Source organism: Paenibacillus sp. P46E (assembly GCF_001909095.1).
In the GTDB taxonomy this organism is placed as follows: Bacteria; Bacillota; Bacilli; order Paenibacillales; family Paenibacillaceae; genus Paenibacillus_AQ; species Paenibacillus_AQ helianthi.
Window position 1 is genome coordinate 12,071 of the sequence record NZ_LVYZ01000067.1, and the last position, 12,207, is coordinate 24,277.

A 12,207-nucleotide genomic window follows, 5' to 3' on the forward strand; every position below is an offset into this window, starting at 1 on the left:
AACAAGCCGCCAGCCCATGATCAGGGTTTGGCGGCTTGTTTTATTTTATCTGCGTGTGCAAAGGCCTTAACTCTCTGCTATTGTTGCTTGCTCTTAATCTCAAAACTGCGGACCTTCATCCATTTCCCGGCTACGAACTCGTCGATGGTCCCGGTTTTGGTTCTGACACAGAATTTATGCTGTGTCTTTTTGTCAAAGCCCGTGGCTTCATAAAGAAGGTCATCGCCTGCCTGTCCTTTATAGTATACCTGCTTCAGGCCAAGCCTACTCAGCAATTCCAGCTTTACACTCTCAATATATGTGCGCGAATACTCTTTTGACATCCCTTGTTCCTCCTGCGGTGTTCATCTACTGCCCATTTTACACTTTTATTCTGTGAATTCACACTCCAGAGACTGACTAGCTCATGAGAAAACAGACTGCAACACTAATTGCCGGGTAGTTGGAGGCCGCGCCAGCCGCTTACCTCGCATTGGCCATATTCATTATTACCCGCCGCAACTACTGTGCCGTCTGATTTAAGCCCGGCGGTGTGGGCACAACCTGCCGCAATCGCCACCATATCGCGCCAATCACTTACATTACATTGACCATACTCATTGGAGCCCACAGCCGTCACCGTACCGTCTGATCTAAGGCCTACGGTATGATTACTGCCCGCCGCTATCGCCACAATACCGCTCCAGCCGCTTACCTCGCATTGGTCATGTTTATTCAAACCCGCCGCCGTCACCGTACCGTCCGATTGAAGACCGATGGTATGAAGATAACCCGCCGCAACCGCCACTATATCGCGCCAGCCGTTTACATTGCATTGCCGGTAACGGTTATTGCCCGTAGCCGTCACCGTGCCGTCCCTTTTAAGACCGATAGTATGCCAGTCACCCGCCGCGACCGCAACCATATCATTCCAGCTGCTTACATTGCATTCGCCTTCATGATTTCGGCCTACTGCTACCACCGTGCCATCCAATCTAAGCCCAATGGTACGACGCCAACCCGCCGCAACCGCTACAATATCGCGCCAGTCGCTTACATTGCATTGGTCATGCTTGTTCCAACCCACAGCTACCACAGTTCTATCAGATCTAAGACCGATGGTGTGCGCATTACCCGTATTCGCCGCCATATGAACATTACCAGCCGCAACTGCAACTATATCGCGCCAGCCGCTCACATCACATTGGCCATATTTATTATCCCCCGCAGCCGTCACCATACCGTCAGATTTAAGCAGGGCGGTATGACGAGGACCCGCCGCAATGGCATCAATAGGCCAGCGTTCCCCCTTTTCCCCCGCTTCTTTCCTAGAAATGTACTCCATGGCTTACCTCCTTGAAAACAACCCCTATTTCGCACTTACCCTGCGTGCGCCCAATTCATCACATTTATTCGCTCGATAGCTACGGATATAATATATGGTATCAAACTTTCACATCATTTGCCTGTTTTCATAGCCTGAATGACCATACTCATGAAAAAACAAAGCAGCCCCACAGCACTATGGCTGAAGAAGCTGCTTAATCTAATTCTTAGAAGTGTCTATCGGGTTACGCGCCAGCGAGGGCTGCCACCTGAATCTGAAGTTCATTCACCTGCTTCCGCATGTCTTGGGCATCTCTTTGCTGCTTCTGAACAACAGTAGTCAGTACACCGATGATATCCATCAGAACAACCGACTTGTGATCAGCGGTCGAGAAGATCTGCGGTACGTCCTCGGCGATGAAGCCGATGTTCTGTTTCTTGGCATTTTCTGCTTTGTAGTTGAAGGTAACGGGCTTCAGTTTGTTCAGCAGCTCCATAGCTTTTTTCACCGGAAGACTGGTGATGTTCTCCTTGAAGGTTCTGGAAGAGGTTTGTGCAAAATTAGTCGCCCGCAGGTTGCCGTTCACGTCCAGCTTGTAATCATCCGTTGGGGTTTTGCCGATCCCTATATTGCTGCTCTTATCGACAGTTACCGCACCGGCCACCTGGATGAGCTCGTCATAGAGGGCATCTTTGCAGACGAGGGTCTGCATATTGTCTTCCATTCCAGCCTGCCATACATTATTGGACGCATCCCAGAAAATCCGGGCTTTCTTATCCGTCCCCCGGTTCACTTCGATGCCTTGGCTAACCATCAGACTGCCGCTGATGGATGCATCCTTCGCAGTCAGAAGACCGGTTAGCGAAGCATCCTTCGCAGTCAGCTTCCCGCTTAGTTCGGCGTCGGCTGCCAAGAGCTTACCGGATACTGCCGCATTACCGGTTACGTCCAGCTTGGCAGTTGGTGCTGCGGTGCCGATTCCGACATTGCCGGAAGCAATCTTCAGCACTCCCGCCAGATCTGTAAGCTCTTGGTGCGTGTGGCCGCTGTACGAGAGCTGTTTCATGCTCCCGGCCGTACCCGCCTGCCATTCGTCCAGAGCCTCGTTCCATAGAATCTGGGCTTTCGCGTCCGTGCCTCGGCCGACTTCGATGCCCTGGGTAAGCGTTAGGGTGCCGCTGATGGATGCATCCTTGGCTGACAGGTTACCGGTAATGGTTGCGTCTTTGGCTGCTAAATTACCAGTGACTGACGCATTGGCCGTTGTGAATATACCGCTTACCGTGGCATCCTTAAGGGCTGTGGTCCCGCTCAGCGTTGCGTCCTTTGCGGTTAACGTGCCGCTTATTGTAGTGTCCTTAACAGTCAAAGCGCCGCTGACAACGATGTCGGCGACGGTCAACTTGCCAGAGACAGCCGCATTGCCGTTCACATCCAGCTTGGCGGCTGGCGATGCAGTGCCAATCCCGAGATTCCCGGAGGCAATCTTCAGAACTGCGGTCAAATCCGACAGTTCCTGGTGGGTATGGCCGCTGTACGCAAGCTGTTTCAGACTGCCGGCTACGCCCGCCTGCCAGGCATCCGTGGATTCGTCCCAGAGAATCTGCGCTTTCGGATCTGTTCCCCTGTTCACTTCGATGCCCTGGCTGAGCGTCAGGCTGCCGTTGAGGGTAACATCCTTAACGGTCAGCTTGCCGCTAACCTCCGCATCCTTAGTCGTCAATGAACCGCTGACAGCAGCATCCTTCGCAGTAAGTACACCACTTACTGTTGCGTCTTTTAAGGCTGCCGTACCGGTAGACGCAACATCTTTGGCAGTTAATAAACCACTAATAGCAACGTCTGCAGCATTCAGCTTTCCGGAGACAGCCACATTTCCATTGACATCCAGCTTGGCGGCTGGTGTCGCCGTGCCGATCCCAATATTCCCGGACACCACTGTAAATGCGCCAGATAGCTCAGCAAACTCCGGATGAGTATGGCCTTTGAATTCAATCGCCTTCAGCGAATTGGAGAGACCAGCCAGCCACTGATCAGCCGTTTCATCCCACAGAAGCTGGGCAGGAAGCGCAGTCCCTCCGCGGAATACTTCCAGCCCGGCATTTGCCACTATCGGGGTGGCCTGCGGTGTATATTTGTTGACCCTGATGATATTGTCTTCCACTTCCAGCGTAGCGGCGTTAAGGGTTACCGTATCACCGTTCACGGTTAGATTGCCAGTTACTGTTAAATCCTTAGAGATGACCGCATTTACCGCAGTAACAGTTCCTGTAGCCGTAAGGTTTCCTGTAACAGATGTGTCGCCTTGTACATCGAGCTTCACTTTGGGAGCATAGGTCCCGATGCCGACATTCCCGGTTCCGGTTACGCTGAATGCTGTATTCCCGCCCTTAATCTTCACATCCAGCAGTGATAATGGGGTATTGGTACCGATCCCTACCTTGCCTTCAGAATCAGCAAACAGGGCAATTGTATCTCCAAGCGCGTTATAGAGCTTGTTCTGGCCGCCTTTGCCTGTACCGAATTCCGAGAGCGTATCTCCGTCGCCATAGAACCAGGCCTTCTGTACATTATTCCAGACGATCCGCGCATTCGGCAGGGCTTTACCGTTGCTGTCCAGCCCGCGGGGGGCTTCAAATCCACCTGCCACAACGCTGCCAGCAACAATTGCATTCTTGCTTACTGCGACACTCACAGCACTCAGTGCCTTGTTAAATGAAGTATCTCCATCGAAAACCGCTTCATTTGTTGCAGTGACCTTGCCTGAAAAAGTTGCTGCACCGGCAATTTCCGCCTCTGTCCGGAAGATCGCTTTCCCGGCTACATCCAACACCTCGGTGGGATTATCCGTACCCACACCCATTTTCCCGCTGCGGGTCAAGCTGAGTACAGTCTTGCCTGCGGTTCCCAGCTTCCAGCGGTCCTTTGCCCATTTGATCTGTGCACTGGTCTCTGTTCCCTGGAGAACTTCAAGTCCATCACCGACGGTTACCGTTCCGGCAATAGCGGCACTGGCTGCGGTAACCGCACCAAGGATATTGGCATTCTCCGCCTTCAGCCCCCCGGTTGCATTGACATTACCTGAAGTATCTACAACCAATGCGGCAGATTCCGTAGGGGTTGCAAGCTGCCACTGATCCTTATCCTCGTTCCATGAGATGGAGGCTGCCGGCTCATTCAGGCCGCGATAAATCTCCAATCCTCCGCCGGAAAGAGAAGAGACATGATCATCCTCTTGATTGAGCGTGATCCATGGACTTCCGATTTCCAGTTCATCCGAATGAATGCTGGCAGACTTCCCCCGGACCTCCAGGTCACCGGCCACCGTAAGATTGCTGCCGACTGTCAGATCATGATGAACATCCACATCCCCCTCGGCACTGGCGCTAAGCGCCAGAATATCGGTCTGCGGGTTATACAGCTGGCTGTGGATATGCAGGGAATCCGCGCTAACCATTTGTGTCAGCTTGTCCCAGGAGCTGCCGCTTGCGATATTTTCCAGCGCGGCGCCAGTGCCCACCTTCCATTTCCGTTCACTCTCATTCCAGATAATTCTGGCGGCGGGCTGTGATTCCCCCCTGTAAACTTCAATACCGCTCTCGTTCGCGGGTGGCGTTTCACCTTGGAACTTGTTAATCTCGATTACATTATTGGTTACGACGAGATCGTCGCGCTTCACGGTTGTCGTGGTGCCTTTGACAATCAGGTTGCCGTCTACCTTCAGCAAGCCCTCCACGGCCAGACCGCCGCTGATATCCGCTCCGTTGTTGACCGTAAGGGTTCCTTGTACCTCCGCACTGTTGGCAATCTCAATATTGCCTTCAGCGGTTGCCTGGATGGCAGTCTTCCCCTTACTGTCACTCAGTGAATTGTGCCGATGCAGACCGTCCGCATCTGAGCTCACCCCTCCGGTCAGTGCATCCCAATTGCTGCCGTAGGCAATATTGGATAGCTCATCTCCGAGCCCCAGCTTCCATCTGCCGTCCGTCTCGCTCCAGACCAACTTGGCGCTCGGATTCTGCTTGCCCCGGTAGACTTCAATGCTGCTCTGCTTCAGGGCGGAGCTGTTGCCTTCGAATTTGTTAAGCTCAATCCGGTTGCTGACGACAACCATATCTTCCTTATTGACATAGGTAGTTTTGCCTTTTACCGTAAGGTTGCCTTCGATAGTGGCGGAACCGCCTACTTTCAGATCGGCATTCAGATCAGCATTGCCTTTGCCCTTCAGGGTTCCGGCAATCTCTATATTCCCTGAAGCTGACAGCTTCCCCTGCTCGTCGGCAGACAATACGGTTCCGCCTGAAGGAGTGCTTAGGGAGCTGTGCTTATGAGCGGTGTCGGCCACTGAACCGTTTGTCAAGGAATCCCATTTGGTCCCATACGGAATATCAGACATACTGCCTTCGATTCCGATTTTCCATTTGCGGTCTGTCTCATTCCATTCCATCCGGGCCTTCGGATTGTGGCTGCCCCGGTACACGTCCAGACCACCCTTGCTGCTGAGTGCCGTGTCTGTCTCCGCCTTATTTACGGTCAGGAAGCTGTCCGTCACCTCTTGCTCGACTTTTTTGATGACGATCTCTTCTTCTCTGACAATCAGCTTATTGACTGTAAGTGTCTCACCGACCATCAGCTCATGCGGGATATTTACATTCCCGTCTGCACCAATTTCCAGGGCCAGCAGGCTCTTGTCTTCATTATGAAATTGCCGGTGGGTATGCAGAGCATCCGCATTACTGCCACCGGTCAGATCTCCCCACTGCTTCCCGTCAGGAATGTTGGTCATATCCCCATTAACCGTACCGATCTGCCAGGATTTGGCCTTCTCATTCCAGGCAATCTTGGCATTGGGCAGCGTTTCTCCCCGGAAGACTTCCAAGCCGTCCCGCTTGGACACCAGACTTCCGGACACTGTCAATGTCTGGTCAATCTGGATATTTCCCGCTGTATCGGTACGAAGAGCCGGTTTTCCGTCTGCCGAATGCAGCTGACTATGGGTATGCAGGCTATCCGCCATCGCGCCCCCATGCAGCTGCTCCCACTCTTCACCATAGGCGACATGGAACATGCCGCTGGCCGGGTCACCCTCTTTCTCAGCTGTCCCTATCATCCACCCGTTGCTTTTTTCATCCCACAGCAGCTTGGCACTGGGCTGATCCTTGCGGATGATTTCAATGCCGCTGCTATTTTCCGCACTGGCATTTTTGTTGATCGTCACCATATTTCCGCCAACCATAACCTGAGACACATCCAGTACAGCCATCCCGCCGCTGACTTCGATCCCGCTTTTTGCGGAGAAAGGTCCTGCTACGGCAACGGAGCCCGTCATATCCACGTCCCCGGAATTATTGACCTTGAATACCTGCTCACTGCCGGCAGTGACAGTAAGCTCGCCGTTAACATCCAGAGTCCCATAGGTACTAATCGCACCGGTTCTCAGATTGCCCGTAAATTCGGTCAAGCCTGCATGAACATTAAGCTTATTCCCCTCTTTACCATCCTCTTCCACAGAATTGCTCAAAAAGGGCTGGTCGGGATCTTCCTTTGAACCGAGAATAATTTTGTTAGCCTTCAGCGTTTCGCCGCCCACGGCTCTGGTCACAAGCAGCGTTCCATCCACATCAGTCTCATAAATCCGGTCGATACTAAGCGCTCCATCCTGATTATGCTTCAGGGTAACACGGGCCAACAGGATGTCCTTACGCACATCCTCAGGCTTCAGGGAGCTGGCTTTGATATCCGCGATCTCCCACACATGAATTTCATTCCCGCCCCCCTTAAGGAGATCAGGGTCTGCCAACTCTTCCTTATAGCAGACGGAAATATAGATCTGATCCGAGGTGCTGTATCCAGACAGATCCAGAATCCTCGCCGGATGGGTGTCACTTACCAGAATCTCCTGGCTGATCTCTTCGTTGTTGTCCGGGTCCGTGACGCGGTTCAAGGCAAGGCCCGGATCAATCTCTACTTTGGTCAACTCTTTTGGATTAACCTTCAGTCCGGTTACGACTCCCCAATTATGAAAATAACGGTTATGCAGCCCGCGAGCACGCTTATGATATTTCTGATCCAGTGTTAAGTCCTCTTCTTTTAGCAGCAGCCCGTTGAAATAATTCATGCGTTTCATATCCTTTGGCACAATCCCACTCCTCCCGGCTTTCATAGTTACAGCTTGTTCAGGCTTGAACGGACTCTTCTTCCCCCGCAGCCAGCTCCTCCAGTACCTGAATGGCCCCGCTAATCCGTGTCATGGCATAGCCCAGATTACTGCGTTTCTCGTCCAGCTCCTGCAGCATCTGCCGGCCGGATTCGAGTTCTGCCTTCAATTCGTTCATGCGTGCTTCCAGTTGTTCCTTCATCTTTTTATCCTCCAATTTTTACGCACCCTGCAGGGTTGCGATTTGTTTTTGCATTCTTGCGATAGCCTTCTGCTGGTCTTTCATCACACTGGTCAGAACGGCGATGATATCCATCCCGCTGATTGCCCGCTGATCGGGGTCCGCCAGAACTGCTGGCACCTCTTCAGCAATAAAACCAAGGGTTCTTTCCTTCGTACTTCCTTTGTATTTAAAAGAAACCGGGTTCAGCCCGTCGAGCAGCTGCTTTGCTTCTTTGACAGGAATATCGGCGATGTTGTCCTTGAGTTCGCGTGAGGACCACCAGTACATACTGCCGTTCGCATAAACGCCGCCGCTGGCATGCAGATAGATGCGGTCCCCGGCATCATTGGATACACCGATATCCAGTACACAGTTCTCCCCGCTGGTCGGATAGAATTTGATCCAGGCTGAATCACCGCTGCCCCCGCCGGGATCAGACGGGAAGATAATGCCGTTATTTCCGCTGCCCGCGCTGGGATTCAGCGCATTCTTGACTTCAAGACTGCTGTGTACGGAAGCATAAGACCAGTCGTTGCCGTAATTAAGCACCAGATGGCTTCCGTTATCGACTAAGGCTCTGCCGGGTGTTCCGCGGCGGCCCGAGTAGCCGATATAGAAATCGGCACAACGTACATAGGCTGCAAAATTATCAGCGACATCCAGCTTTTTGAATCTGCCGTCAAAGTTGAACACATCTGTCTTGATGCTGCCTGTAATCTGCAGATCTCCTGTTATGCGGGCGCCGCCGTTCACCTGCAGAAACCCGTTCACATCCAGCTGGTCCCAGACCGAAACCTTCCGTTTGCCGTCCGGAGAGGAGGAATTGCCCACAAGCATCAAGGATTTGTAGGTTGTGGTGTCATTGCTGATCTCCGCCTGGTTCCTGGCCTGGTCCGGGAAGCCTGACCAGGCCGATGTGAACCGGATCGGATTCTTGCCGCTCAGGACACGCAGTTCCCCGTCGACATCCATCTTGTCCGCCGGTGTCAGCGTACCAATACCGACATTGCCGGAGGCATTCAGCGAGATGTGATCATTGGCATCATTCGAGGTGCCGATTTCCAGCGTGCAATCCTCGCCTGTACGCGGATAGTATTTGATCCAAGCAAGGTCCGAACCGCCGCCTCCCGGGTTGGCCGGGAAAATGATGCCGTTGTGCTCACCTCTGCCTGCACTTGGAATGATTTCTTGTGATGCCTGCATTTTACCATTCACGTACAGAAATCCGTTCACATCGAGGCGGTCCCAGATTGCAACCTTTCTCCCCTGGCCGGCGGACTGGTTGCCCACGATCATTAATGCTTTGTGATCGGTAATGTCATTGCTGATCTCTGCGCCATTCATTTGATTGTCGGGGAAGCCTGACCACACAGAAGTGAAACGGACCGGGTTTTTACCGCTAAGAATCCGCAGGCTGCCATCGACATCCAGCGAATCCTCCAAAGCTTTGCGGGGGCCGATCCCCACATACCCGGTCTTGTTCCAGGAAAGTACCGTCTTGTCTGTCCGGGAGCCGTCACTATTTGCCGTTCTGGTGCCCAGAACACCGCCGCTATTCCCGAACAATACAGGCCCGTCCACCTCAGCAGCGGCAAAAGGCTTGCCGGCTCCGAACCAGCCCAGGCCATGCGAGCCGTCAATGGTGTCCGGATTTGTGCCTTTCAGCCATAGGGTCGCCCCGTCCTTCAGCGCCAGATCTGCATCGCTGTACAGCTTGCCGGAGCTGTTGAAGCCAACCGACGATCCGCCCGGCGACGAGAGCTTGCTGTGTCTGTGCAGCAGGTCAGCGAACTCATACTTGATCAGACTGTCCCACTCGTTACCATAAGCGATTTTTTTGAGATCTGTGCCAATCCCGGCCTTGAAGCATTGATCCGCCTCCACCCAGACGATCCGTGCGTCATGAGTGCCGCCGTCGCCGCGATAGACCTCAAGTCCGCCGTCCCGCGGGCCGGGAAATTCATAGTTCGGATCATCCGTATTGGGACTGTTAACCTCAACGAAGCTGTTCATGATCCGCATTTCACTTTGCGACTTATCCTTGCTCTGCAGAATGAGCTCTCCCTGAAGGGTTAAGTCACCGGCAACCAAGAGGTTTCCTGTAAACCGGGTATCCGGGGCGTTGACCTCCAACACCTTGCCTTCCTGCAGCGTATAGACTGATGGCATCGCAGCCAGCGTTTCTTCATTTAATTGCATATTGTCGATGCTGTCTTCACTTTTTGCTTTGATAATCAGTTTCTCTGTCACCATCTTCTTACCGGCTGCGCCGGCGTAATTTCGAAGTGGCGTGCGGGCAGCGTCACTGTCGTAGTCAAAGATGCATGCACTGTCGATTACCGTTTCAATTCCCTGTTTGCGCGGCACGACCCGGGCCAGAACAATATGTTCAGAGCTATCGGGCTTCACGGTACCGTGGCTGATCCGTCCCCGCTCCCAGATATGAATCTTTTCACCTTGCCCCCGTTCAATATTGCGGTCGGTCTCCATCTCTTCATAACTGACCCAGATATAGATACTTTCGTTGGCGTTATACTCGGAAAGATCCACCGGATTATCCGGATGCCCCTCATAAATAAGGATCTCCTGGCTGATGCTCTCATTCTTCTGGGGAGTGGTCCCCTTAATCACTGCCTGATTCAATGCCAGACCTTCCGCAATCTTTACCTTCATGTATTCGCCCTGATCCAGCAAAGGCAGCACCTTCAGGCCGCAGACAATGCCCCAGGTATGCAGATAACGGTTATGCAGACGCTGCAGACGCAGGTAGAAATCCTGGTCCAGCCTATAATCCTCCGCATTCAGGAAGAGCCCGTCAAAGTAACGCATTCTTGCAAATTCTTTTCCCATGATTCGCTTGCCTCCGTTCTCTATTCTCTATTCCTCTGTCATACCCCCGAGCAAGGTCTCCATTCCCATGCGTCCATATACCCCCAGGCACATGTGCGGAACTTCAATATTCAGGCTTGAATTGGTGTGAAAAGGTTTTTCCTTCCGGATGACCTCCTGCAGGATTTGCACTTTGTTCTGCAGAAGGCTCCGGCTGTATGCGGGAAGGATGACATGAACAGAAAAATAGCTCGGCTCCGCCGCTCCAACCATCGTATTGATTCCCACACGCTGCGACTGGCCGCAGCGGACAGGCTCTTCGAAATCACTGATGTGAATGGCAGCCTCTTCCCCCGCATACACCTGCAAGTATTTCGCGAGACCATCCAGTGTTCCGCGTTTTTTGTAGAGTTGGACAATGCTGCCGATCAAATTACGGTTGACCGTACTGCGGGAGGCTGGAAGCGGCAAAATCTGCCGGGGGGAAAGCGTTCTTTCCCGGTTATCCTGCTCTCCGTCATATTCGAGTCCTTCTTCCAGCTCCAAGCCTACCCAGCCTGCCAGCCAGGGAAGAAACTGGGAGGGAGCCCTGCCCGGGTCAAAATACTGATGCAAGTTATCCAGCAGCGCTTCAATTCCAAGTGACTCTTGACCTACTGCGCCTGTTTTACCAGAGAGCATGGCTTCAAAGGCCTTCAGGAACCGGCCCAGAAAAAACTTCTCGTCGGATTCCCCTGCTTTCTGCTGGAATACTCTCGGAAGATACTGCACATAACTGTAATCGTTGTGACTGCTCATGATTCCACCTCAACCTTCAGATCCTTCAGCTTAAATAATTGAAACGGCAGCAGGTCAGGAGAGTCCAGCGTCACACTCGTCACATGATCGATTCCGGATATGCCTTCTACAAGATGATACAAATCGGAGGCGTACAGCTTTCTTCCCGGAAGCCAGCCCAGGCCTTCCTCTCCTCCGCTTACCGGATCCAGAAAACGTGTAATGCTGTCGGTAACCGTGCTGCCGATACTTTTGTCCATGGCTGAAACTACCATTTCGATCGCAATATCCCGGTAATCGGGCTCTACCACATGGACACGGGTGGTCAGCAGCTTGCGGGCATCCAGATAGGCTTTGACACTCTGCTTCATTGCTGTGATTTCTCTCAGCAGATCCTTCTGATTCGCAGTCTGCAGAACCAAGATCACAGAGACATGGCCGAAAGCCTCTTTGTCTACGCCGGTGCCGTTCTCCATGTCGGTATTGATCAGACAGAGGATGCGCACCGCAAGGTCAGGATATGTCTCCATGATGCCTGGGATTTCCAGCAAACCCTGTTCCGCCAAAAGCTGAAAATCCGCCGAAGTTACGGCTCTGTAACATTCTGAGAATTGCTTCACCCCGCGCCGTATCCCGTTTGTCAGCTCTTCTTCCTCAGTCAAGGTTACACCCAGCAGCTTGAGAAACTGCACCTGGCTTGCTTCTGTCACCTGGTCAATCCGGTAGAGAACCATTTCACTGAACCATGCAAACAGCTCAATCAGCGTAATGCCCGGATCCGAGGGGTTATAATTCGTCCAGTCCGGATCGTAGAGCGGAATCAGCGTTTTGGCATCCGCCACAAGCTCGTCAAAGCCCAGATCATCCAGACTCGGTACTGGAAGCGGCATAACTCTTCCTCCTTTCTATGGTCAA

The 12,207-nt window shown here is 52.8% G+C and carries 7 protein-coding genes; all 7 read right to left on the reverse strand.

Features of this window, described 5'->3' with window-relative positions:
* Nucleotides 1-77: 77 nt before the first annotated feature.
* Nucleotides 78-323, reverse strand: a complete 246-nt coding sequence (locus A3849_RS25480) for a hypothetical protein (RefSeq protein ID WP_074087884.1) — start codon at nt 321-323, stop codon at nt 78-80.
* A 104-nt stretch (nt 324-427) separates the two neighbouring features.
* On the reverse strand, nt 428-1,324 hold the full coding sequence (locus tag A3849_RS25485) for an RCC1 domain-containing protein (RefSeq protein ID WP_074113911.1): 897 nt from the start codon (nt 1,322-1,324) through the stop codon (nt 428-430).
* A 226-nt stretch (nt 1,325-1,550) separates the two neighbouring features.
* Entirely contained in the window at nt 1,551-7,445 is a 5,895-nt protein-coding gene (locus A3849_RS25490; protein WP_074113912.1) for a tail fiber domain-containing protein, read from the reverse strand.
* A gap of 37 nt (nt 7,446-7,482) precedes the next feature.
* Complete coding sequence (locus A3849_RS25495) at nt 7,483-7,665, reverse strand: hypothetical protein (RefSeq protein WP_074087879.1); 183 nt, start codon at nt 7,663-7,665, stop codon at nt 7,483-7,485.
* An 18-nt stretch (nt 7,666-7,683) separates the two neighbouring features.
* Nucleotides 7,684-10,536, reverse strand: coding sequence for a tail fiber domain-containing protein (locus tag A3849_RS25500; RefSeq protein ID WP_074113913.1), 2,853 nt, complete (start codon nt 10,534-10,536; stop codon nt 7,684-7,686).
* Between the two features lie 27 nt (nt 10,537-10,563).
* On the reverse strand, nt 10,564-11,313 hold the full coding sequence (locus tag A3849_RS25505; protein ID WP_074113914.1) for a phage tail protein: 750 nt from the start codon (nt 11,311-11,313) through the stop codon (nt 10,564-10,566).
* Nucleotides 11,310-12,182 carry a baseplate J/gp47 family protein gene (locus A3849_RS25510; RefSeq protein WP_074113915.1) on the reverse strand — a complete coding sequence of 291 codons (873 nt, stop codon included), beginning with the start codon at nt 12,180-12,182 and terminating at the stop codon, nt 11,310-11,312. The genes A3849_RS25505 and A3849_RS25510 overlap by 4 nt, the downstream gene beginning before the upstream one ends.
* Between the last annotated feature and the right edge of the window lie 25 nt (nt 12,183-12,207).

Bases quoted from the DNA above. Each gene is read 5' to 3' on its own strand.
- A3849_RS25480 (WP_074087884.1), bottom strand. From the start codon at position 323: ATGTCAAAAGAGTATTCGCGCACATATATTGAGAGTGTAAAGCTGGAA.
- A3849_RS25485 (WP_074113911.1), bottom strand. From the start codon at position 1,324: ATGGAGTACATTTCTAGGAAAGAAGCGGGGGAAAAGGGGGAACGCTGG.
- A3849_RS25495 (WP_074087879.1), bottom strand. From the start codon at position 7,665: ATGAAGGAACAACTGGAAGCACGCATGAACGAATTGAAGGCAGAACTC.
- A3849_RS25500 (WP_074113913.1), bottom strand. From the start codon at position 10,536: ATGGGAAAAGAATTTGCAAGAATGCGTTACTTTGACGGGCTCTTCCTG.
- A3849_RS25505 (WP_074113914.1), bottom strand. From the start codon at position 11,313: ATGAGCAGTCACAACGATTACAGTTATGTGCAGTATCTTCCGAGAGTA.
- A3849_RS25510 (WP_074113915.1), bottom strand. From the start codon at position 12,182: ATGCCGCTTCCAGTACCGAGTCTGGATGATCTGGGCTTTGACGAGCTT.